23 protein-coding genes are annotated in these 23,104 nt (G+C 64.6%); 17 read left to right on the top strand and 6 right to left on the bottom strand.

The window, feature by feature from the left end; translation table 11 throughout:
* The first annotated feature begins 110 nt into the window (after positions 1-110).
* From ACH196_RS07340 to ACH196_RS07290, 11 genes are read left to right on the top strand one after another with little or no spacing between them, the layout of a single operon-like run.
* Entirely contained in the window at positions 111-1,034 is a 924-nt protein-coding gene (locus ACH196_RS07340) for a carbohydrate ABC transporter permease (protein ID WP_396646163.1), read from the top strand.
* A gap of 10 nt (positions 1,035-1,044) precedes the next feature.
* Positions 1,045-1,902: a carbohydrate ABC transporter permease gene (locus ACH196_RS07335; RefSeq protein WP_396646161.1), complete on the top strand. Its 858-nt coding sequence runs from the start codon at positions 1,045-1,047 to the stop codon at positions 1,900-1,902.
* Positions 1,903-1,905: 3 nt separating this feature from the next.
* Positions 1,906-3,024: an ABC transporter ATP-binding protein gene (locus ACH196_RS07330; RefSeq protein WP_396646159.1), complete on the top strand. Its 1,119-nt coding sequence runs from the start codon at positions 1,906-1,908 to the stop codon at positions 3,022-3,024.
* The gene (locus ACH196_RS07325) at positions 3,021-4,142 is read left to right on the top strand and encodes an ABC transporter ATP-binding protein (RefSeq protein WP_396646157.1); all 1,122 of its coding nucleotides are present in this window, start codon (positions 3,021-3,023) and stop codon (positions 4,140-4,142) included. The genes ACH196_RS07330 and ACH196_RS07325 overlap by 4 nt, the downstream gene beginning before the upstream one ends.
* Before the next feature lies 1 nt (position 4,143).
* On the top strand, positions 4,144-5,697 hold the full coding sequence (locus ACH196_RS07320; RefSeq protein WP_396646155.1) for an FGGY-family carbohydrate kinase: 1,554 nt from the start codon (positions 4,144-4,146) through the stop codon (positions 5,695-5,697).
* Position 5,698: 1 nt separating this feature from the next.
* The gene (locus ACH196_RS07315) at positions 5,699-6,742 is read left to right on the top strand and encodes a 2-hydroxyacid dehydrogenase (RefSeq protein ID WP_396646153.1); all 1,044 of its coding nucleotides are present in this window, start codon (positions 5,699-5,701) and stop codon (positions 6,740-6,742) included.
* A gap of 53 nt (positions 6,743-6,795) precedes the next feature.
* Positions 6,796-8,310 carry a glycerol-3-phosphate dehydrogenase gene (locus ACH196_RS07310; protein ID WP_396646152.1) on the top strand — a complete coding sequence of 505 codons (1,515 nt, stop codon included), beginning with the start codon at positions 6,796-6,798 and terminating at the stop codon, positions 8,308-8,310.
* Positions 8,310-9,383: a class II aldolase/adducin family protein gene (locus tag ACH196_RS07305; protein WP_396646150.1), complete on the top strand. Its 1,074-nt coding sequence runs from the start codon at positions 8,310-8,312 to the stop codon at positions 9,381-9,383. The genes ACH196_RS07310 and ACH196_RS07305 overlap by 1 nt, the downstream gene beginning before the upstream one ends.
* Positions 9,380-10,660, top strand: a complete 1,281-nt coding sequence (locus ACH196_RS07300) for an FGGY-family carbohydrate kinase (RefSeq protein ID WP_396646148.1) — start codon at positions 9,380-9,382, stop codon at positions 10,658-10,660. Before ACH196_RS07305 ends, ACH196_RS07300 begins: the two co-directional genes overlap by 4 nt.
* Positions 10,657-11,517, top strand: coding sequence for a TIGR01459 family HAD-type hydrolase (locus tag ACH196_RS07295; protein ID WP_396646146.1), 861 nt, complete (start codon positions 10,657-10,659; stop codon positions 11,515-11,517). The genes ACH196_RS07300 and ACH196_RS07295 overlap by 4 nt, the downstream gene beginning before the upstream one ends.
* A gap of 6 nt (positions 11,518-11,523) precedes the next feature.
* Positions 11,524-12,468: a sugar phosphate isomerase/epimerase family protein gene (locus ACH196_RS07290; protein ID WP_396646145.1), complete on the top strand. Its 945-nt coding sequence runs from the start codon at positions 11,524-11,526 to the stop codon at positions 12,466-12,468.
* Positions 12,469-12,475: 7 nt separating this feature from the next.
* On the opposite strand, the gene ACH196_RS07285 is transcribed toward ACH196_RS07290, so the two are convergent.
* Positions 12,476-13,234: a hypothetical protein gene (locus tag ACH196_RS07285; RefSeq protein WP_396646144.1), complete on the bottom strand. Its 759-nt coding sequence runs from the start codon at positions 13,232-13,234 to the stop codon at positions 12,476-12,478.
* 249 nt (positions 13,235-13,483) lie between these two features.
* Between ACH196_RS07285 and ACH196_RS07280 the strand changes: the two genes are divergently transcribed.
* The 6 genes from ACH196_RS07280 to ACH196_RS07255 are packed head-to-tail and all read left to right on the top strand — an operon-like array spanning position 13,484 to position 19,912.
* Positions 13,484-14,584: a sugar ABC transporter substrate-binding protein gene (locus ACH196_RS07280; RefSeq protein ID WP_396646143.1), complete on the top strand. Its 1,101-nt coding sequence runs from the start codon at positions 13,484-13,486 to the stop codon at positions 14,582-14,584.
* Between the two features lie 13 nt (positions 14,585-14,597).
* Complete coding sequence (locus ACH196_RS07275) at positions 14,598-16,133, top strand: sugar ABC transporter ATP-binding protein (RefSeq protein ID WP_396646141.1); 1,536 nt, start codon at positions 14,598-14,600, stop codon at positions 16,131-16,133.
* Positions 16,130-17,137: an ABC transporter permease gene (locus ACH196_RS07270; protein ID WP_396646140.1), complete on the top strand. Its 1,008-nt coding sequence runs from the start codon at positions 16,130-16,132 to the stop codon at positions 17,135-17,137. The genes ACH196_RS07275 and ACH196_RS07270 overlap by 4 nt, the downstream gene beginning before the upstream one ends.
* Positions 17,134-18,114 (top strand): ABC transporter permease, encoded by a 981-nt coding sequence (locus tag ACH196_RS07265; protein ID WP_396646138.1) that lies wholly within the window; start codon positions 17,134-17,136, stop codon positions 18,112-18,114. Before ACH196_RS07270 ends, ACH196_RS07265 begins: the two co-directional genes overlap by 4 nt.
* A 38-nt stretch (positions 18,115-18,152) precedes the next feature.
* Entirely contained in the window at positions 18,153-18,902 is a 750-nt protein-coding gene (locus ACH196_RS07260; RefSeq protein WP_396646137.1) for an SDR family NAD(P)-dependent oxidoreductase, read from the top strand.
* Entirely contained in the window at positions 18,899-19,912 is a 1,014-nt protein-coding gene (locus tag ACH196_RS07255) for an alpha/beta fold hydrolase (RefSeq protein WP_396646135.1), read from the top strand. Before ACH196_RS07260 ends, ACH196_RS07255 begins: the two co-directional genes overlap by 4 nt.
* A gap of 19 nt (positions 19,913-19,931) precedes the next feature.
* On the opposite strand, the gene ACH196_RS07250 is transcribed toward ACH196_RS07255, so the two are convergent.
* From ACH196_RS07250 to ACH196_RS07230, 5 genes are all read right to left on the bottom strand, one after another.
* Complete coding sequence (locus ACH196_RS07250; RefSeq protein WP_396646133.1) at positions 19,932-20,225, bottom strand: type II toxin-antitoxin system RelE/ParE family toxin; 294 nt, start codon at positions 20,223-20,225, stop codon at positions 19,932-19,934.
* Complete coding sequence (locus ACH196_RS07245; protein ID WP_396646131.1) at positions 20,222-20,530, bottom strand: type II toxin-antitoxin system RelB/DinJ family antitoxin; 309 nt, start codon at positions 20,528-20,530, stop codon at positions 20,222-20,224. The genes ACH196_RS07250 and ACH196_RS07245 overlap by 4 nt, the downstream gene beginning before the upstream one ends.
* A gap of 111 nt (positions 20,531-20,641) precedes the next feature.
* Positions 20,642-20,860: a biotin/lipoyl-binding carrier protein gene (locus ACH196_RS07240; RefSeq protein ID WP_396646130.1), complete on the bottom strand. Its 219-nt coding sequence runs from the start codon at positions 20,858-20,860 to the stop codon at positions 20,642-20,644.
* A 15-nt stretch (positions 20,861-20,875) separates the two neighbouring features.
* Positions 20,876-22,273: an acetyl/propionyl/methylcrotonyl-CoA carboxylase subunit alpha gene (locus tag ACH196_RS07235; RefSeq protein WP_396646128.1), complete on the bottom strand. Its 1,398-nt coding sequence runs from the start codon at positions 22,271-22,273 to the stop codon at positions 20,876-20,878.
* Positions 22,270-23,100, bottom strand: a complete 831-nt coding sequence (locus ACH196_RS07230) for an allophanate hydrolase subunit 1 (RefSeq protein ID WP_396646126.1) — start codon at positions 23,098-23,100, stop codon at positions 22,270-22,272. Before ACH196_RS07230 ends, ACH196_RS07235 begins: the two co-directional genes overlap by 4 nt.
* Positions 23,101-23,104: the final 4 nt, after the last annotated feature.

Genomic DNA, 23,104 nt, shown 5'->3' with positions numbered 1-23,104 from the left:
ATCGATCTCCCTGCGCGGCCCGCAGCGGCCGCGTTCCTCCGCCCGACCCTGCTTCCTTCCCTGGCAGCCGGTCGGGCGGCTTTTGACCCACGAGCTGAGCGACGCCGGCCATGACCGTCACTGCCTCGATCCCGCAACGTCGAAGTGGCTTCCGCATCGGCAAGCGCGTGCTGCCCTACGTACTGAGCCTGCCGGCGCTGCTGGTCTGCATCGGCATTTTGATCCCGTTCCTGACGGCGGTCTGGTACTCGCTGCACCGCCACCGGCTGAGCCAGCCCTGGGGCTACAAGTTCATCTGGTTCGACAACTACCTCGCCTTCTTCTCCGATCCCAAATTCTGGAACACGCTGCAGGTGTCGCTGCTCTACGCCGGCCTGACGGTCGTGCTCGAACTGCTGCTCGGCCTCGGCATCGCGCTGCTTTTGCAGAAGCGCACGACGCTGAACAATTTCATCTCCATCATGCTCCTGATGCCGCTGATGACCGCGCCGGCGCTTGCCGCGCTGATGTGGAAGCTGATGACCAATCCCGGCTTCGGCATTCTGAGCTATTTCGCCAGCCTGATCGGGCTGCATGATTTTCGCTGGGCCTCCTCGCCTTCGACGGCGCTGTTCACCGTCGTGCTGGTCGACATCTGGGTCTACACGCCCTTCATCATGATCCTGCTGCTCGCCGGCCTGCGCTCGCTGCCGACGCAACCCTTCGAGGCTGCCGCACTTGACGGCGTGCCGCGCACCTTCGTGTTCTTCCGCATTACCTTGCCGATGCTGACGCCCTACATCCTGACCGCGACGCTGTTCCGGCTGCTCGATTCCATCCAGCAGTTTGACATCATCTACGCTATGACACAGGGCGGACCGGGCGACACGCTCACCGTCTTCCAGGTCGAGGCCTACCTGAACTTCTTCCAGTCGACCAATGTCGGGCGATCGGCGGCGCTGATGATCATCCTGTGGGCGATCACCTATTTCCTGTCGAACATTTTCATCAAGAATTGGCTGCGGCTGCGCGAACGCGCTCGCGGCGAGGCGTGAGGAGGCGGTCATGGAACACACCTCGACGCTTGAGCGGGTGCTGCGCGGCATAGCGCTGGCGCTCGTCGTCATCTTCTTCATGTTCCCGCTGTTCTGGATATTCCTGATGTCGTTCCAGACCAACGAGACGATCCTGCGCATCCCGCCATCGATCGTTTTCGAGCCGACGCTGTCGAACTACGCGGCGCTGATCTCCGGGCGGCTGGAGACGGCGGCGGGCGCGCTGGAAATTAATTTCCTGCGCACTTTGTGGAACTCGGTCTTCCTGTCGGTGACGTCGGTGGCGGTATCGCTATTGCTTGGCGTGCCGGCGGCCTATGCGTTTGCCCGCCACAAGTTCCGCGGCTCGGAGGACATCGCCTTCACACTGCTGTCCTTCCGCTTCGCGCCGCCGCTGCTGGTGCTTTTGCCACTCACCATCTATTTCCAGCAACTCGGCCTCGCCAACACCTATTTCGGGCTGATCTGGGTCTACCAGTTGATCTGCCTGCCGCTGATCCTGTGGATCGTGCGCGGCTATTTCGAGGACATCCCGGCCGACATCGAATATGCCTACCGGATCGGCGGCCATTCCTGGTTCGCGACCTTCCGCAAGATCGCGCTGCCGCTGGCAGGACCCGGCATCGCGGCTGCCGGATTGCTGGCCTTCATCTTCGCCTGGAACAATTTCGTCTTCGCCCTGGTGCTGGCCTCCGCCGACAAGCAGCCGGTGACGGTCGGCGCGCTGGCCTTCGTCACGGCGAGCGGAATTCAATACGGCCAGATCGCCGCCGCGATCGTACTGTCGATCACGCCGACGTTGGCGCTGGCGCTCTATGCTCAGCGCTACCTGGTCGAGGGCCTGTCGCTCGGCGCGGTGAAGGGATAGGACATGGCCTCTCTCGAACTCAAACATGTCACCAAGCGCTACAAGGGCAGGGCGGTCCTCGACGACCTGACGCTGTCGGTTGGCGACGGCGAGACCATTGTGCTGTTCGGCCCGTCCGGCTCCGGCAAGACCGTGCTGCTGCGGCTGATCGCCGGCGTCGTCGAGCCCGACGAGGGCCGGGTGCTGATCGGCGGCGAGGATGTGACCGACGTCGATGCCGAGGAACGCGGCATCGGAATGGCCTTCCAGAATTTTGCGCTGTTTCCGCATATGAGCGCCTTCGACAACATTGCCACGCCGTTGCAGGCGAAGCGCGCCTCGCCGGGCGCGATCAAGGCCGGTGTCGAAAGCGTTGCCAAGCTGCTGAAGATCAGCCACGTGCTGACGCACCGGCCACGCGCGCTCTCCAACGGCCAGAAGCAGCGCACTGCCCTTGCCCGCGCGCTTGCTGGCTCGCCGCCGGTGTTGCTGCTCGACGATCCGCTGCGCAATGTAGATGCAAAGCTGCGCTTCGAGATGCGGCTGGAACTGCCGCGCCTGCTCGACGACCAGGGCGCCACAGTGGTTTACGTCACCCAGGACTACAAGGAAGCGATGGCGCTGGGCGACCGCATCGCGGTGATGAGCCAGGGCAGGATCAGGCAACTGGGCACGCCGGAGCAGATCTATCTCGATCCGGCCGATATCGAGATCGCGCGGCTGTTCGGCGACCCGACCATCAATCTCCTCGACGTGAAACCCTCGAAGGACGCGCGCGGCGTCTATTTCGGCCTTTCCAACGTACAGGTGCATCTAGCGGGGCCATTCGAGCAAGCGGTCGGTCGCGACTGCGTGATCGGGCTGCGGCCGGAAGCGCTGAGCTTCGTGAGGGCCGAAGCGCCGGCTGCGATTCCTGTGACCGTGGAGGCGGAGACACCGTTAAACGAGAAGACGGTGACGCTGGTGCGCACCGTACGCGGCCGTGAGATCCTCGTGTCGCGGCCGGCCGGCATACCGGGACCTGTCGCCGGAAACGCCCACATCGCCGTCAACCCGAAGAGCGCGCTGCTGTTCGACCGGGCGACCGGTGAGCGTGTCGGCGTGAACAAGGTGGTGGCCCTGAAGAGCGGAGCGGCAGCATGACCACCGTCCTTGCCATCGAAAACGTCGACAAATTCTATGGACCCGTCAACCACGGCGTCCACGCGGTCAGGCAACTCACCATGCAGATTGCCAAGGGCGAGATCGTCGCGCTGCTCGGCTCGTCGGGATGTGGCAAGACGTCGACGCTGCGTATGGTGGCGGGTTTCGAGGAGGTGTCGCGCGGCACCATCGCCATTGCCGGCAAGCCGGCGCATATGCTGCCGCCGGTGAAACGCAATGTCGCCATGGCCTTCGAGGGTTATTCGCTCTACCCGCCGCTGACGGTGCGCGAGAACATCGCCTTCGCGCTGAAGGCGTCGCGGCTGCCCAAGGCGACGGTCGACCAGAAGGTTGCCGAGATCGCCAAACTGCTGGAGATCGAGGATATTCTCGATCGCTATCCGAGTTCCATCTCCGGCGGCCAGCAGCAGCGCGCCAGCCTCGGCCGCGCGCTGGTCCGCGATGCGAACCTGCATCTGCTGGACGAGCCGATGGGGCAGTTGGAGCCGCAGCTTCGTGCCGTGCTGCGCGGCCGCATCAAACATTTCATCAAGGAGCGAGGGCTGACCGCGATCCTGGTCACCCACGACCAGACCGAGGCCAATGCGCTGGCCGACCGCATCGCGGTGATGGAAGGCGGCGTGCTGCAGCAGTTCGACACGCCAAGCATGATCAAGGAACGGCCGGCCAATCTGTTCACCGGCACCTTCGTCGGCGAGCCGCCGATGAATGTGTTCGAGGCGTTCGTCACCGGTGAGAGCGATCGCATAAAACTCAGGCTTCCGGACGGACTGGCGCTGGATTACGAGCAGGGCAATTTCGCGCAAGGCGTTCGCGACGCGCTTCTGCAACGCCAGCGCGTCGTCATCGGCGTGCGGCCTTATGCGGTGCGCCGCGCCAAGGACGGCGTGCCGGCTACGGTTTCCGCCAACCAGTGGCTTGGCGACCAGACGCATATCGCGGCGGATTTCGCCGGCGGTTCGCTCGTGCTGGTCGAGCACGACCGCACGCGGCTGGAACGGGGCGAGACCATCGGCGTGCGCATCGACCCGCAAAACCTGCACGTCTTCGATCCCGCCTCCGGCACGGCGATCTCGCACGGCCCGGAGCTGGCGTGACATGCGCGACGTATTGATCGGCATCGATGCGGGCACGTCGGTCATCAAGTCGGTGGCCTTCGATCTCGTCGGCCGGCAGATCGCCTTCACCGCGCTGCCGAACCGCTACGAGACGATTTTAGGTGGCGGCGCCGAGCAGGATCTGGCTCGCACCTGGGCGGACACCGCGACGACGCTGCAGCAACTGGCCGACAAGGTGCCGGACCTGGCGAAGCGCGTCGCCGCGATCGCGGTAACGGGGCAGGGGGATGGCACCTGGCTGATCGACAGGGACGGCGAACCGGTCGGCAAGGGCTGGCTGTGGCTGGACGCCCGCGCCGCCGATATCGTCGAGGACATACGCGCCCGTCCGGAGGATAGGCCGCGCTTCGAGAAGACGGGGTCAGGGCTTGCCGCCTGCCAGCAAGGGCCGCAGCTTCGGCTGATGGAGCGGATGACCCCGGAACGGATCGAGCGGGCGACAACCGCCTTCCACTGCAAGGACTGGCTCTATTTCCGCCTGACCGGCGACCGCGCCACCGACCCTTCCGAAGGCTGCTTCACCTTCGGCGATTTCGCCAGCCGGCAATATTCGGACGAAGTGGTCGAACTCCTCGGATTGAAGCATCTGCGCCGCCTGCTGCCGCCGATGGTGGACGGCGCCGCGCAAAGCGCAAAACTGTCGGCCGCCGCGGCGGGCATGACCGGCCTGCTTGCCGGGACGCCGGTGGTGCTGGGTTATGTCGATGTTGCCTGCACGGCGCTCGGCGCCGGGCTCTACGATACAGCAGCTAGGCCCGGCTGCTCGATCGTCGGTTCGACCGGCATGCATATGCGCCTGGCCGTCGGCGCGGCCGACGTGATCCTGAACGACAGCAAGACCGGCTATACCATGTGCATGCCGGCGCCCGGCATCTACACGCAGATGCAGTCGAACATGGCGGCGACGCTCAATATCGACTGGGTGCTGGGGCTGGCCGCCGGCATCCTTGCCTCGCAGGGCATATCCCGCACCTCCGCCGAGATGATCCCGTTGATCGACGAATGGATCGCCACCTCCGCGCCGGCTTCGCTGCTCTACCAGCCCTATGTTTCAGAAGCCGGCGAGCGCGGCCCGTTCGTCGACGCCAATGCCCGCGCCGGCTTCGTCGGCATCTCCAGCCGGCACGGCTACGGCGACCTCGTGCGTGCCGTTTTCGAAGGGCTCGCCTTCGCCGGGCGCGATTGTTACGCCGTGATGGGTCCGCTGCCGGGCGAGGTGCGGCTGACCGGCGGTGCGGCGCGCAGCAGCGCGCTGCGAAAAATTCTCGGCGCATCGCTTGGCGCAAAAATCCGCACCAGCAAGCGCGAGGAAGCGGGCGCCGCCGGCGCGGCCATGATCGCCGCCGTGTCGATCGGGCAGTATGCTTCGATGGACGCCTGCGCGGCGGAGTGGGTAACGCCGCTGCTGGGTGCGGCGGAAGAACCCGACGCCGCGCTTGCCGGCATTTACGACGAAACTTATCCCGCCTATGCGCAGGCGTGGCAGGCCCTGCGGCCTGTCTGGCATACCATGGCGGGAGCGCGGAAAGACTGACATGACACGAAAGATCGCGATCATCGGCGACCGCTTCATGCTGCCGGAGGTGTTCCGCAGCGAGATCGAGAAGGCCTGCGGCGATGCCACGCTGGACATCCGCATGCTGGAGCAGCCCTGGCCGGACGAGCCGATGGAGCATGGCTATGCCGTCGACGGGCTCGATGGGCTGAAGGAATATTTTGGCGATCCCGACGAAGTGGTCGACTTCATCGGCGATGCCGAAATTTTGGTGACGCAACTCGCGCCGCTGTCGGACGGCATGATGAAACGGCTGCCCGACTTGAAGCTGGTCGCCGTGTCGCGCGGCGGGCCGGTGAACATCGACATGGTGGCAGCGCGGCGCAACGGAATCCGGGTGGTCAACGTGCCGGGCCGCAACGCCAGCGCCGTGGCCGAATTCGCGATCGGTGCGATGCTCGCCGAAACACGGCTGATCCGCGTCGGTCATGAATCGATGCGCGCCGGCGAATGGCGCGGCGACCTCTACCGCGCCGACCGCACCGGCCGCGAACTCAACGAGATGACGGTCGGCGTGGTCGGCTACGGCAACATCGGCACGAGACTGGTCAAGCTGCTGCGCGCGTTCGGTTGCAGGGTTCTGGTGTCCGACCCCTATGTCCAGCTCAGCGCCGAGGACCGCAACGCCGGCGTCGAACTGGTGGCGCTGGACGATCTGGTGGCGCGCGCCGATGTCGTGACGCTGCATGCGCGCGTGACCGAGGAGACGAAGCACATCATCAACCGCGACACGATCGCGAAAATGAAGCCCGGCGTGATCTTTGTAAACACGGCGCGCGGACCGCTGGTCGACTACGACGCGCTCTACGAGGCGCTGGTCTCCGGCCAGATCGCCAGCGCCATGCTGGAGACGTTTGCCATCGAGCCGGTGCCGGCCGACTGGCCGCTGCTGCAACTGCCCAATGTGACGCTGACGCCGCACATCGCCGGCGCTTCGGTGCGCACCGTCACCTACGCGGCTGAGAAGGCGGCCGAGGAAGTGCGGCGTTATCTGGCGGGCCAGCCGCCGGTCAATCCGTGCTGAGATGGCGCGTTTTTCGATGCAGAGGCTAGCCCCACCTATCGGAACTCTGCCCCATGACTGACCTCGACACAGTCGACCTGTTCGTCATCGGCGGCGGCGTCAACGGCGCCGGCATCGCCCGCGATGCGGCCGGGCGCGGGCTGTCGATCGTGCTGAGCGAAAAGGACGATCTCGCCCAAGGCACGAGTTCGCGTTCGGGAAAGCTGGTGCATGGCGGCCTGCGCTACCTCGAATATTACGAGTTCCGGCTGGTGCGCGAGGCGCTCATCGAGCGCGAGGTGCTGCTGAATTCCGCGCCGCACATCATCTGGCCGATGCGTTTCGTGCTGCCGCACAGCCCGGACGACCGGCCCGCCTGGCTGGTACGGCTCGGTCTCTTCCTCTACGACCATCTCGGCGGCCGCAAGCGCCTGCCCGGCACGCGCACGCTTAATCTGCGCACCGCGCCAGAAGGCGCGCCGATCGAGCCCAATTTCACCAAAGGTTTCGAATATTCCGACTGCTGGGTGGACGATGCCCGCCTGGTGCTGCTCAACGCGCTCGACGCCGCGACGCGCGGCGCCCGGGTGCTGACGCGCACGGCCTGCGTGTCGGCGCGGCGCGAAAAAGGCCTCTGGGTGATCGAGACGCAGGATGGCCGCATCGGCGTCAAGCGCACATTTCGCGCGAAAGCGCTGGTCAACGCCGCAGGGCCGTGGGTGAACGACGTGGTCGGCCGTGTGGCCGGGCTAAACGCGACCCGCAATGTGCGGTTGGTCAAAGGCAGCCACATCGTGGTGCCGAAATTCTGGGAGGGCCGGCAGGCCTATCTGGTCCAGAACACCGACAAGCGCGTCATCTTCATCAACCCCTACGAAAATGACCTTGCGCTGATCGGCACCACCGACATCCCCTATTCGGGCCGCCCCGAGGATGTCTCGGCGGAGGAAAACGAGATCGACTATCTGATCAAGGTCGTGAACCGCTATTTCAAGCGCAAGCTTTCGCGCCACGACGTGGTCCACAGCTTCTCCGGCGTGCGGCCGCTCTATGACGACAACGCCGACAACCCGAGCGCGGTGACGCGCGATTACATTTTTGAACTCGATGTGAGGGCTGGCGAAGCGCCGCTGCTTTCGGTGTTCGGCGGCAAGATCACGACATTCCGCAAACTCTCGGAACACGCGCTGGAAAGGCTAAGGCCGTTCTTTCCAAGCATGGGCAAGAACTGGACAGCGGAAGCGCATCTGCCGGGCGGCGACATTGCCGATGCGGATTTCGAGCGTTTCCTCGGCATGCTCGCCGCCGGATGGCCGTGGATGCCGGCCTCGCTGCTGAAACACTATGCCCGGCTCTACGGCACACGGGCGAAGGAACTGGTAGGCCCCGCGCAGTCGCTCGCCGACCTTGGCCGCCGCTTCGGCCCGGACTTTTATGAGTGCGAGGCGACTTTCCTGTTCGAGACGGAATGGGCCGAGACGCCGGAGGATGTTTTGGAGCGGCGCACCAAGCATGGCCTGCATCTCTCGGCGCAAGAGCGTGCGGCCTTTGCCGACTGGTGCGGCGGCAGACTGGCAAGGGCGGGATGATGGCAAACCGGCAGGACCTGGATTCGTCGGAATTCGAGCCGCTGAAAAACCTGTCGGCGCGGGTGGGAGCCGACCCGCTGCTGGTGCAGGCGGCGGGCGGAAACACGTCGCTGAAGGAAAACGGTACACTGTGGATCAAGGCGTCCGGCACATGGCTGATGAACGCCGAGCGCGACGAAATCTTCGTTCCGGTGCGTCTGGCGCCGCTGTTGCAGGCGGTCACTGACATTGATCCTGCAGCCGAGAAGGCCGAAGCTTTTGTCGTTGCCGAACTCAATCCCGGCGGGCTGAGGCCGTCGATCGAGACGACCGTGCACGCCTTGATGCCGCAACGTGTCGTGGTCCATGTGCATTGCGTCGAGACGATCTCGCTGGCCGTGCAAGCGAATGCCGAGGCGGTCATCGGCGAGCGGCTGAAAGGGCTGGACTGGACATTCGTGCCTTATTGCCGGCCGGGTCTGCCGCTGGCGCGCGCCATCGCGGAACGGCGGCGGCCGGGCACGGACATCCTCGTTCTCGGCAATCACGGGCTGGTGGTCGCCGCCGAGACCGTGGCGGAAGCTGAAACGCTGCTCGGTCGCGTTTGCGGCCTGCTGGCACGCACGCCGCGCAAGGCGCCGGCGGCGGACACCGACGCGCTGCTGCGTCTCGCCGCCGGCAGCGACTATCGCCTGCCGGCGCAGCCCGAGGCCCACGCCGCCGCGACCGATCTTGCGAGCTGCCGCATGGCCGCCGCCGGCACACTTTACCCTGACCACGTCATCTTCCTTGGCGAGGGTTCGGTGATCGCCGCGCCGGGCGACACGGCAGTTGCGGTCGCGGCGAAGGCATCGGCGGAGAGCCGCGCAGCGCCGGTGGAAATCCTGTTTCCGGGCAAGGGCGTGCTGGTTCGCCGCGACGCCAATGCCGGCGCCGAGGCGCTGGCGCGCTGCCTGGCCGATGTGACGGCGCGCATCGACGGGCAGGCCGCCCTGCGTTACCTCAGCGCTCAGGATGCGCATCAATTGATCAACTGGGACGCCGAAAAATATCGGCAGGAGCTGACCCGCCGGATGGGTGCGGCCTTGCAATGACCGATCTCGTCGTCGGCATCGACATCGGCACGTCCGGCGCCCGTGCCGTGGCGATGGACGCGTCCGGCGCTGTCGTCGCGCAAGCCGGCGCGAAGATGGCGACGTTTGGCGACAATTTCCGGGACGCGTGCGTCTGGTGGCGCACGCTGGATGCCGCGCTCGACACATTGTTCGCCGAGGTCGATGCGCACCGCGTGGCGGCGCTGGCCGTTGACGGAACCTCGGGCACGATGCTGCCGATCGACAGTTTTGGCCGGCCGTTGGCCGACGGCCTGATGTATTCCGATACGGTCGCGGATACCGAAATTCTGGCTGCGATTGCCGCCACCGCGCCTCCGACCAGCGCCGCGCATGGATCGACCTCCGGTCTCGCCAAGGTAATGGCATTCCAGAAGGTACTTTCGCCCTGGAAGGTCATTCACCAGGCAGACTGGATCGCCGGCAAATTCTCCGGCCGCTTCGGTGTGAGCGACGAGAACAATGCGCTGAAGACCGGTTATGATCCCGTCGCGCGTAGCTGGCCGGACTGGATTGAAGCAGCCGGCGCGGACGCCTCGCTGCTGCCCGAGGTCGTCGCGCCCGGCACACCAGTTGGCTACGCCGTCTCCGAGCACGCGCGCCGTTACGGGTTGTCGCCGGAGACGGTCGTCGTCGCGGGCACCACCGATGGCTGTGCTTCTTTCCTCGCCACCGGTGCGGAAAAGATCGGCGAAGGCGTGACCGCGCTCGGCACATCGCTGACGGTGAAGGTGCTGTCGGAAAAGCCGATCTTCGCGCCGCAATACGGGCTCTACAGCCATCGCATCGGCGACCGCTGGCTGGCCGGCGGCGCGTCCAACACCGGCGGAAAAGTGCTGGCGCATTTTTTCGCGGATTCGCGTGTCGCCGAACTGTCGAAAGACATCGATCCGGTAGAGCCTAGCGGCCTCGATTATTATCCCCTGGTCGGCAAGGGCGAGCGTTTTCCGATCGCCGATCCCGATCTTGCGCCGCGCCTGGAGCCACGGCCGGACGATGACCCGAAATTCCTGCACGGCATCTTTGAAGGCGTCGCGGCAATCGAGGCGCTGGGCTACGAAAGGCTCGCCGAACTCGGCGGTCCGGCGTTGAAATCCTTGCGCAGCGTCGGCGGCGGGGCAGCCAACCCGGTCTGGACCGAGATCAGGAAGCGCCTGCTGGGCGTGCCGTTTCTGCCGGCGCTATCCGAGGAAGCGGCAGCCGGGACGGCGCGCCTCGCCTTGCAGGGCGCCATCGCGGCGGGAGCGCTGCGGCCATGACCGTCCACACAATCGAAGCTGCCGACCTGTCTGCACTTGTCGGGCGCTACGATGTATTTTTCGTCGACCAGTTTGGCGTGCTGCATGACGGCCACAAGGCCTATCCGGGTGCGATCGAGGGACTTGAGCGGCTGAAGGCGAGTGGCGGCACCATCGTCTTGCTGTCGAATTCCGGACGCCGCGCCCGGCCGAATGAGGAGAGGATGTTGAGGCTGGGTTTTCAGCCGCGCTCTTGGGACCTGTTCGTCAGTTCGGGCGAGGTGGCATGGCGAAAATTCGCCGGTGAGACGGCGGAACCTGGCCTGAAGCCGGGCGCGAAATGCCTGCTGCTTTCGCGCGAAAACGACCGTAGCGCGGTGGAGGGACTCGATCTCGAATTGGTCGAGGATGGAGCAAAGGCCGAGATCGTGCTGCTTTCCGGCAGCGAGGGCGACCGCCATCCGCTCGACTACTACCGCCGCCTGCTCGAACCGGCTGCGCGGGCCGGCGCGCCGCTGGTCTGCACCAATCCGGACAAGATCATGCTGACCGCGACCGGTCCGACTTTCGGCGCCGGCCGCATCGCCGAGCTTTACGCGGAACTCGGCGGCAAGGTCGAATGGATTGGCAAACCCTATCCGGAAATCTATCAGGCGGCGCTCGACCTCGCCGGCAATCCGAGGCTCGATCGGGTCGTCGGCATCGGCGACAGCATCGAGCACGACGTCGTCGGCGCCAAAAATGCCGGCATCGCCTCGGCGCTGGTGCGCTCGGGCATATTGGCCGATCTCGACCGGGCAGGGCTGGAAGCACTCTATTGCCGGCATGGCGCGCGGCCGGATCATGTGCTGTCGCGATTTGTGTTTCCGGCGAGGTGAGAGGCAATGGCTGGATTCACGCTCTCCCTGAATACCAATCCGCTGGTCAACCGTTTCGCCGATCCCGACAACCTGATCGACGCGCTGGCCTACCGCATCGGCATCCGCGACGTGCAGTTGACGCATGAATTCGTCAATCCCGGCTGGCCGGCCGCGACGATCGCCAAGCACACAAGACTGTTCCACAAGGCGCTCGGACGCACCGGCGTGCGCGTCACTTCGGGAATGACCGGGCCCTACGGACGGCTCAATCATTTCGGCCATCCCGACGCCGACGTGCGGCGCTACTACGTCGACTGGTTCAAGACCTTTTCCGACATTTGGGGCGAACTCGGCGCCAAGAGTGTCGGCAGCCAGTTCGCCATCTTTGCCTACAACGACTTCGACGATCCGGTCCGGCAGGCGGACCTGAAGAAGATTGCGCTCGACTGCTGGGGTGAGGTCGCCGAGCACGCCAAGGCGGCCGGGTTGACCTGGCTGATCTGGGAACCAATGTCGGTCGGCCGCGAGTTCGGCCATACGCTGACTGAATGCCAGGCGCTGCAGGACGAAATCGACGCGGCGGGCCTTGCGATCCCGCTGAGGATGATGATCGACATCGACCATGGCGACGTCAGTTCAAGCAATCCGGCTGACACCGATCCCTACGCATGGGCGCAGACCTTTGCGGCGCAGTCGCCGATCATCCACATCAAACAGTCGTCGATGAACAAGGGCGGCCACTGGCCGTTCACCGCCGCCTACAACGAAAATGGCCGCATCATTCCGGAAAAGCTCATCGAAACCATCCGCCGGGGAGGCGGGTCGGACAATGAGATCTGCCTGGAATTGTCGTTCCGCGAGCGCGAACCGACCGATCGGCAGGTGGTCGAGGCGATCCGGGAATCCGTCGACTTCTGGGCGCCTTATGTCGACGCCGGGCGGGCCGGCCTCGTGACGAGGCAAGACTGATTGGCCGTCAATCGTCGCGGTGCGGCAGCGCCTTGTTCAGCATCAGCATTTCCTGTCCGCGAAAGAGTCCGCCGAGCGTGTCGGTGCTGACCGTGCGCAGTTCGGAGAACATGGTCGTGAACGGCTCCGACGACAGGAATTTGTGCGCATCCTCGTTGGAATCGAACCACAGTTCGAGATTCCAGTCGTAGGAGAGCATCTCGTCATTCGGCAGCCGGCCGACCAGCCCGAACTCGATGACCTTGCCGACGCCGATGCCGAAAATATGTTCGCGCAGCAGCGGATGTTCGCCCAGCCCGGCGAAACGCGAGGCGTACCAGTCCTTCAGCCCAGCCTTGTCCTTGGCCATGCCGAAGGCGATGAAGCGGGTGATCGTGCCGTCCTCGCGGGCGCGATAGCCGCGCTGGAAGGTGCTGAAGTTGGCCGGGTTGGCGACCTTGAACTGCGTGTGCTCGGTCAGCGCGATGCCCGGCAACGTACCCGAACCTAGACCCATATTGGCGAGGCCGTCGCCGAGCAGCGCGAAACCCGAAGTGTGGTTCCAGCATTCCACCATGTCGTCCCAGGTCTTCCAGTATTCCTGGGCGATGCGGAAGAATTCGCCATGGCTCGCCGCCGGCTGGTTCGCGACTCGCCGGTTGATGTTGTAGCGGATCATCTTGTGGCCGACCTTCGCCAGCTCGGTATGAATGCCGAGATACCAGTCGTCGAACTGGTCGGCGGTCATGTGTCTTGGCAGGGTGATCACCCAGTTGAAGCTGATCACGGCAAGCGCTCCTCGGTTAAAGATAAAAGTATTTTATTTTATCGTATGCAGGGACAAGGCTGTCAAGCGCCGCGTGGCCGACTCTCCGCGGTTTCCAACCAGTCGGATGACAAGCGTGTTTGGCGGGCACGAACGTAACTTGACAGGTCCAAAACAGGGTGATTAAAAAACATCAATGCTTTTTTTATTTGGCGGATCGCAGCGGGAGGTCAGCCAGAACAACAGGGGACCCGCAACAGGAGGTTTCCAGTGTCGCCGACCAGAAAGATCGCGTCCCTTCTTTGCGCCACCGCGCTTGCCTGGGGGGCGTTCTCGCTATCCTCCAGCTTCGCCGAGGGCACCGGCAAGGTCGAGGGCGAGGGCAAGGAACTGGTGATGTTCACCATCACCGCGTCCAACGTCTATGGCGCCAACCAGATCAAGGGCGCTACGGCCGAGGCTGAAAAGCTCGGCTACAAGCTGACCGTGTTCCAGAACAATTTCTCGCAGCCCGAGCAGGATGCGCAGGTCCAGCAGTACCTCGCCAGCGGCGCCGCGCCGGCCGCGATCATCTTCTGGCCCTGGGTCGCCGACGCCGCGATCAACGACGTGCGCCAGCTTTCCAAGGTGGCTCCGGTCGTGCAGTTGACGCAGGAGCCGAACGAGCAGTCCTGGCCCTTCGTCCAGGCCTATTCCGGCGCCAACCAGATCCTCATCGGCAAGACCGTGGGCGAGATGCTGATCAAGGCCCGTGACGCGGCGAAGGCCGCCGGCATGCAGTTCAAGAGTCCGAACGGCAACCTGCTGATCTTCCAGCACCCCGAGGGCGAGAAGACCGGCACCGAGCGCTACAAGGGTATGGAAGAGGCGACCAAGGACGCCCCGTTCAACATCATCCATCTCGAATATGGCGCGAACAGCCCGGAGACCGGCTACGAGATCGGCAGCCAGGTCGTGCCGAAATACAAGGGCCAGTTCGATTTCCTCTGGGTCTCCAACCAGCAGGCAGCCAACGGCATCATCCGCGCACTCAAGGAAAACGGCATCACGCCCGGCAAGGACGTCTACATCGTCTCCGGCGACTGCTCAGGCAGCCTCGACGCGGTCAAGAACGGCGAGACTTTCGGCACGGGCATCCAGCCTGCCGCCGTCGAAGGGGCTCTGGCGGTGCGTACCGCGGCGAAACTGGTCTCCGCCGGCAAGATCGAGGGCGACGTCGTGCAGATGGACGTCTCGGCCGATGCGCCCGCGATCGAGAACACGCCGCCGGCAAAATTCAACTACATGCCGCACGCCCCGGCGATCGGCGCCGACGGTGTGGCGAACACGAAAATCTGGGGCTACTCTGCCGACGAGATCTGCGCCGGCTGATGTGAACGGACACGTGGCTTCGGAATACCAGACACAAGCAAGCAAGGACGCGGCCGCGAGGCCGCGTCTTTCCGTCCGCGGCCTTTCCAAGCGCTACGGCAGCGTGCAGGCGCTGGCCGAGGTGAATTTCGAGCTTCGGCCCGGCGAGGTCATGGCCCTGCTCGGCGAGAACGGCGCCGGCAAGTCGACGCTGGTGAAGGTGATCTCCGGTCTCGTGCAGCCGGATTCCGGCTCGATCGAGATCGACGGGCAGCCGGTCGACCTCTATCCGAGCGCTCGTTCGCAGGCGGCGGGCGTCGCCGTCGTGCATCAGGAATACAGTTCCGTGCCGACGCTGACGGTCGCGGAGAATCTGGTGCTTGGCCAGACCGGCCAGCCTGCTCTGTGGTTGCCGGGAAGGCTGAACCGTCGGGCGCGCGAACTGCTGGCGGCGGTCGGTCTTGATCATATCGACCCGCGCATTCCGGTCGAGCGGCTGAGCGTCGCTGAGATGCAGCTTCTGGAAATCGCCCGCTTGCTCGTACGCGATTCCCGCATCCTTATCTTCGACGAACCGACGGCGGCCCTTGCCGACCGCGAGATCGAGCGGGTGCTGTCGGTGATCACGAGGCTCGCCGTCGAAGGTCGCAGCATCATCTACGTTACCCACCGGCTCCCGGAAGTTTTTCGCATCGCCCACCGCGTCACCGTCTTCCGCAACGGCCGCAGCCTGCCTGCCAGGCCGACCTCGGAACTCAATGTTGATTCGGTGATCGGCATGATGCTGGGCCGCGATCTGGAGACCATGTTCCCGGCACGCGGCGCAATCGGTTCCTCCGCCTTGCTGGAGGTGCGTGGGCTGCTGGCGCCCGGCCTCACTGCGCCAGTCGATTTCGACGTCCGGCCCGGCGAGATCCTCGGCCTCACCGGCCAGCTCGGCAGCGGCACGAGCGCGGTGATGCAGGCGCTTGCAGGCATGACGCCGCCGACCGCAGGCCGCGCATTGCTCGCCGGCGAAGAACTGGCCTTGCGCAGCCGGGCGGCCACGCTGAAGGGTGGTGTTGCCTACTGTTCGGCGGACCGCAAGCACGACGGCATCTTTGCCGAGCGCTCGATCCGTGAAAACCTTTCGTCACCCTGGATCAGGACCGTCGCCGGCAGCGGCGGATGGATTTCGTCGAGAGGCGAGGCCGACAAGGCGCGGGAAATCGCGTCGCGCTTCGCCATCGATGTGAAGCGGCTGAGCTCATTTGTCGGCACGCTGTCGGGCGGCAATCAGCAGAAGGTGGCCGTCGGCAAATGGCTGGGTGCGGCCCCACGCATCATGCTGCTGGAGGAGCCGACGCGTGGCGTCGATATCGGCGCCCGCGCCGAGATCTACCAACGGCTGCGCGACCTCTGCGCCGCCGGCATGGGCATCGTCGTCGCCAGTTCGGATACGGCGGAGATCCTCGGCCTGTCCGACACGATCGCCACCTTCTACCGTGGCCGTCTCACCGCCATCCGGCCGCAGGCCGAATGGAGCGAAGACGCGCTGGTGCGCGAAGTGATGCATCAGGAGGCGGCGTGAACGAGCCCGCGCGATCAATGTCGGCCGCAAACAATCCCACCCCTGTGCCGACCGCCGAAGCCGCCGCCCGGCAAGAGCGGACGATGCGGTTTGCCGTGATCGGCGTGGCCGCCGTGGTCATCGTCGTGGCGATGCTGCTGACGCCGAATTTCATGACGCTCGACAATGCGCGCGCCATCCTGCGCAATGCTGCTACCGTGGGCATCGTCGCCGTGGCGATGACGCCCATGACGCTGTCCGGCAATTTCGTCTCGCTGGCGATCACCCAGACGGCCATGGCGGCGATAGTCGCCTTCGTCGTGCTGATCGGGCTGGGTGTGCCGCAAATCGTCGCCATCCTCATCGTCATCGCCGGCACTGTGGTCGTCGGTGTCCTGCAAGGCGTCGTCGTTGCCGCCGGGCTCAATCCTGTGATCACCACCCTGGCAGCCGGCGCCATCATCTTCGGCGTCGTCTCTCAGGTGACCGGCGGCGGCATCGTGCGTGTCGGCGCCTATCCGATTTCCTGGGGCGGCGGCGCTATCCTCGGCGTGCCCGTCGAAGTCATTGTCTTCTTCCTGTTTACGGTAGCCGTGACCTTGCTGATGTCCAGCACCGTCACCGGCCGCGAGACGATCCTGGTCGGCGCCAACCGTGCGACGGCGGAAATCAGCGGCATCTCCTTCGCGCGTGTCACAATCGTGGCCTTCGTGGTGTTTTCCATTGGGCTGGCGCTCGCCGGCATTTTGAGCGGCGCGGCGTTCGGCCAGGCGACGGCGCAGTCCTTCCCCGGCCTGACCATCAGCGCTATCGCCGCCATCCTTGTCGGCGGCACCGCGATCCAGGGCGGACAAGGCTCGCCGCTGCGATCAGCGATCGGTGCGATCATCATCGCGGTCATTTCCAACATGATGGTCCTGAACGATTTCAGCACCGGCGGCAGGCTGGCGGTCCAAGGCGGCGTCGTGGTCATGATCGTCGTGCTGATCGACCTGCTGCGGCGGCGCGGGAGGTCCAGCAAATGACTTTTGCCGAACGCATCAGGCCCTACCTGCTGCCTCTCCTTGTGCTGATCGTCACCTGGGTGGTGATCGCCTCGATCACGCCGACCTTTCGCGGACAGGCCAGCATCTTCTCCGTCCTTCAAGGCTTTCCGCTGGTCGGATTGGTGGCCCTTGGCCTCGCGGTGACCATCGTTGCCGGCGAACTCGACCTGTCGGTGGGTTCCATGGCGGCGCTCGCCGCCGTCATTGCCGTGCAGACCTCGTCGCTCGGCCTGATCGGTTGCCTGACACTTGCGACCGTCGTCGGCATCGCACTGGGGGCCGTCCAGGGTACGATCATCGGCAAGCTGGGCATCAACTCGCTGGTCTTCACCATCGGAACGCTGATCCTGCTGCGCGGCTTCACCCACATCCTGTCCAACAGCGCGCCGATCATGATCGAGAATTTCGAGATCACCGATCCGCTGCTGGAGCGCTACGGCATCTTCTCGCTGAGCAGCATCATCGCCATCATCCTGTTCGTGCTGACCGGCCTGTTCCTGACCTACACCCGCTGGGGCCGGGAGATCTTCGCCATCGGCGGCGCCCGCAACGAGGCGATAGCGGCCGGCGTGCCGCGCGTGCGGCCGTTTACGATCAGCTTCGCCATCTCCGCCGGCTGCGCCAGCCTCGCGGGGGCGCTCGCGGCGGCGCGCGGCGGCAGCGCTGCTCCGCAGAATTATGAGGACTTGCTCCTCTCCGGCTGCGCCGCTGCTCTGCTTGGAGGCATCAGCCTCTATGGCGGGCGCGGCACGGTCATCAACGTGGCGCTCGGCGTCGCCATTCTTTCGGTCGTGGCGTCGGGTCTTTCGGCGCGCGGCAGCGAGGCATCACTGGTGCAACTCGTCACCGGCGCGCTGCTCTTCGCCATCATCGCGCTGGAATTCATCGGCGGGCGCAAGGTTTGGCGCGAATCCGTGATCGGACGCGCGCTGACGCGGCAGCCGGCGGCACGCTAGCCGCAAGGTTTTATGGTTTGCAAGAAAGGCATTTGCGAATGGCTGGACGACTGGACGGCAAGATCGCCATCGTAACCGGAGCCGCGACCGGCATCGGCTCGGCTACCGTTCGGCTATTTGCCGCCGAAGGCGCGAAAGTGCTGGCGGCCGACATCAAGGCGCCGGGCGGCGAGCTGGCGGAGGCCCTTGAAAGCCGGAAGGACCGCATCGCTTTCACAAAACTCGACATACGCAGCGAAGAAGCGTGGGCGGCAGCACTTGCCGAATGCAAGGCCGCGTTCGGCCAGCCAAATGTGCTGATCAACAATGCCGGCCTCGGCTCCAGCGGCAAGCCGGTGCATGAGGAGACGCTGGAGGCGATGCGCGCTTCCTTTGACACCAACGTGCTCGGCGCCTTCCTCGGCATGAAGACCGTCATTCCCGGCATGATGGAACTTGGCGGCGGATCGATCGTCAACGTCTCGTCCGTCTGGGGCTGGGCGGGCATCAAGAACAACGCCGCCTACCAGACCGCCAAGGCCGCCTGCCTTATGCTGTCGAAGAACGCCGGTGTGACCTACGCGCCGCACAACATCCGCGTGAATTGTGTGCTGCCCGGCTATGTCGACACGCCGATGTCGCGCACGGTGACGCCGGAAGAATCGAAGATGCTGATGGAGTTCACGCCGCTTGGCCGCCGCGCCGAGCCGGAGGACCTGGCGCCGATGTTCGTCTATCTCGCCTCGGACGAATCGAGTTTCGTGGCGGCAAGCAACTTCATGGTCGACGGAGGGATGAACGCGCTATGACCGCCACTGTCCAGACTTTCGAACTTGGCGATTTCGCGCTGGACGGCGGTGTGAGGCTGCCCGCTGCGAAACTCGCCTACGTCACCTACGGCACGCTCAACGCGGCGCGCGACAACGTCATCGTCTTCCCGACCTGGTACGTCGGCACCCATGCAGATGTCGAATGGCTGATCGGCGACGGCAAGCCGGTGGACAGCGCCCGCTATTTCGTCATCGTGCCGCAGATGTTCGGCAACGGCCTGTCGTCGTCGCCGTCCAACACGCCGGCGCCCTACGATCGCGCGCGGTTTCCCGCAATCACCATCCAGGACAATGTGCGGGCGCAGCATCGCCTGGTGACGGAGAAGTTCGGGATCACGAGAATCCAGTTGGTCATCGGCGGATCGATGGGGGCTTTCCAAGCCTATCAGTGGGGCCTTGCGTATCCCGACCTCGTTGAGCGCATCGCCCCCTGCTGCGGTGCGGCGCGCGTCAGCCGCCATTGCTACGTCTTCCTCGAAGGTCCCCGGTCGGCGCTGCTCGCCGATCCCGCCTATGCCGGTGGCGACTACACCAGCCCGCCCGTCGCCGGTCTGAAGGCGCTCGGCCGCGTCTGGGCAGGCTGGGCGCTGTCGCAGGAGTTCTATCGCGACGAACTCTACAAGCGCATGGGTTTCGACGATGTCGAAAGCTTCCTCGTCAATTTCTGGGAGGCGTTCTGGCTGCGCTGCGACGCCAACGACCTGCTTAGCCAGCTCAACACCTGGCAGACGGCTGATATCTCGAAGACACACGGCTACGACGGCGACTTGAAGAAGGCGCTAGGCGCCATCAAGGCCAAGGCGATCATGAGCCCCGGCGCCAAGGACATGTATTTCCCGCCGGAAGACATGGCCTGGGAGGTCGCGCAAATGCCGAATGCCGAGTTGCGTCCGATCCCCGGCCCGTGGGGCCATTTCTCCGAGGTCGGCATCGACCCGGCCTGCAACGAGTTTTTGGGAAACTCGGTCAGGATGCTGCTGGCGAGGTAGGGGTTCCCTGAGCGATTGCCTATTCCGGCGGGAGCTCTTCCGGCCATCTCTGCGCTCCATGCAGGATGCGTATGATCCGAACTCTGTTGGCAGTCACGACATAGGCTGCAATGTAGGGTGTCCGCGGTATGACAAGCTCGCGTGTTCCCTCAATCCGACCCGGTCTGCCGCTTTGCGGAAAATCGATCAGACGACGAACGGCCGTCGCGATACGCTCATCGACATGATCGGCCGCCCTTGGACTGTCAGCCTCGATATGCGCAAAGATGTTTCTTCTGTCGGCAAGCGCGAACGCAGCCCAGACGAGTTTCATTGGCCACTCGCGGTGCCTTTGCGACGTGCAGCGGCACGGCGCTCTGTAAAGTACGCCTCAACTTCAGCATCATCGATGTCTGGTCGGGTGTCTTCGAGAGCTTGCAGTACCTTCGCTCGGAACCAGGTGTCATGGGCATCGCTATTGCTGATCAATTCCAGTGGCAAGACACCCTCGTTCGCTGTGCGTGTTAGAAGAATACGAACCGCATCCGAAATCGTCAGGCCCATACTTCCCAAGACTTCGGAGGCGCGCTCCTTCAAATCCGCGTCGATACGCGTTTGGACAAGTGCGTTCGCTGCCATATCGGCTACTCCTTGAGTTTTCGATATGTAATGCAAGTGCATGACAAAATCCAGTACCGGAGCCCGGTCACTTGCGCTGCATGTCAACGCTTCGTCTCTTTCATCCAGGAATCACCCCTCCGCGATCACCACGACGCCGCCGCCTTCGTCCACGGCGCCGCCTTCGGCGACGCTGACTTCCGACACCGTGCCGGAAACCGGGGCAAGCACCGGCACTTCCATCTTCATGCATTCGAGGATGACCAGCGTGTCGCCTTCCGCCACCTTCTGGCCAGCGGAAACCAGCACCTTCCAGACATTGCCGCCGATTTCGGCCGTCACATCAACCATGAAAAATCCTCGCTATCATTCCGCAGCCCGCACGGCCGGCGCTGGGGCGATTTCGGTCCCGATTGTTGATAGAAAAGCCTTATCGGTGAGCAGCTTGTGGCCTGTGCCACCCGATGCCCATTCCTCGGTGGCGAGGAACGCCTTGTGGAAAGGGACCAGCGTCTTCAGCCCGTCGATCCGGAATTCGTCGAGGGCGCGCAGCATGCGCCGCGTGGCGCGCTCGCGATCCTCGTCCCAGACGATCAGCTTTGCCAGCAGCGGGTCGTAGAAGGGGCTAGCGACGCTACCCGCCTCGATGCCGCTGTCGACGCGTACGCCCGGCCCGGACGGCTCGCGATAGGCGGACACCGTGCCCGGGCGCGGCAGAAATCCCTTGGCGGCGTCCTCGGCATTGATACGGCATTCGATGGCATGGCCCCGGAACGTGACGTCGGCCTGCGTGAACGGCAACGGATTGCCCTGCGCGATCGCGATCTGCGTGCGCACAACATCGATGCCGGTGACAAGCTCGGTCGCCGGATGCTCCACCTGCAGCCGCGTGTTCATTTCGAGGAAATAGAATTCGCCGCCGACCAGCAGGCCCTCGATCGTACCTACCGATGTGTAGCCGATCGAACGCGCGGCGTTGACCGCGATCGCCCCGATCTTCTGGCGCAAAGCCGCGTCGACGGCAGGCGCCGGCGCTTCCTCGATCAGCTTCTGGTGGCGCCGCTGCACCGAGCAGTCGCGCTCGCCGAGATGGATGACATTGCCATGCTCGTCTGCAACGACCTGCACCTCGACATGGCGCGGGTCGGGCAGGTAGCGCTCGACATAGACCGTACCGTCGCCGAAGAAGCGCAGCCCTTCGGACGAAGCCCCCTCGAAAGCCGCCTTCGCTTCCTCCGCCTTGTGCGCGACCCGAAATCCCTTGCCCCCACCGCCGGACGCCGCCTTGATGGCGATCGGAAAACCGATCTCTTCCGCGCGCGTCAGCACATCGTCGACTGTGAGAACCGGTTCGGTGTCGCCCGGCACATCAGCGGCTTTCATCAATTGCCGTGATGCCACCTTCGAACCCATGGCGCGGATCACGTCGCCGCGCGGCCCGATGAAGGTGAGCCCGGCCGCTGCGCAGGCATCGGCGAAGTCGGCGTTTTCGGAGAGGAAGCCGTAGCCCGGATGGATCGCCTCGGCGCCGCTGCGCTTCGCAGCATCGAGGATTTTTGCGATGACCAGATAGCTTTCCGACGCGGCGTTCCCGCCGATCGCCACCGCCTCGTCCGCCATGCGCACATGCGGCGCGTTGGCATCGGCGTCCGAATGGATCGCAACGCTACGCATGCCCATTTCCCTGCAAGCGCGGATGACGCGCACCGCGATCTCGCCGCGATTGGCGATGAGCACGGTGGAAAAGCGTTTATTGCCGGTCATGCGTCGCGTCCCGGCCGCGAGGCGAGGTAGCCGGACACGTCGAATTCCTCCTGCGTGATGCGGTACTTGAACGTGCCCTCCTGCGCGGCGTTCCAGATGTCATCATATTCGAGCGCGCCGACATTGTAGTAGCGCAGCCGGTCTCCCGCCTGCAGCAGCACGCCATCGTCGGGGAAGGCGGTGCTTTTCGAGTTCGGCTCGTAGATGTTGACGGCGAGCCGGCCGATGACCTGGTATCCGCCGGGGCTCGCCACCGGATAGGCGCCGGTGGAGAAGCCGGCCAGCGCGATCAGCCGGGCAGGGGTGTAGCTGCGCGGCGTCTTGTATTTCGGCGACTTCAGCCATTTCGACGCATCGAGCGGGATGGAGAAATAGCAGCCCGGCGTGAAGCCGACGCAGACCACCCAATAGTCGGTGCCGGTGTGGCGCTTGATCACCTCGTCGACGGTGATGCCGTTGGCCTCGGCGACGAAGTCGATGTTCTTCTGCACATTGAACCGCTTGGCGAGGTCCGCCGACCAGGGATCGTCGTACCAGACCGGCAGTTCGACCAGCCGCGACGGCAATTTTTCGACCTCTGCGACCGTCTTCTGCACCGAGGCGACGACGTCCTCCAGCGTCTCGAAATCCGTCTCGAAACGGTCGAAGACGATGCCCAGTTCGCGAAACGACGGGATGATCTCGATGACGCCGGCGATCTCCTCGCGCTGCAAGGCGTCGGCCAGCGCCAGCACGCGGAAATTCAGCGTCAGGTCGGCCTCGTCGCCGAATTCGACGGCGAGATAGCAATCGCCGAGCGGGCGGAAGACGGGTTTTTCATAGATCATGACC

The organism is Mesorhizobium sp. IMUNJ 23232 (assembly GCF_044326205.1).
In the GTDB taxonomy this organism is placed as follows: Bacteria; Pseudomonadota; Alphaproteobacteria; order Rhizobiales; family Rhizobiaceae; genus Kumtagia.
This window is presented reverse-complemented; position numbering and strand designations above follow the sequence as displayed.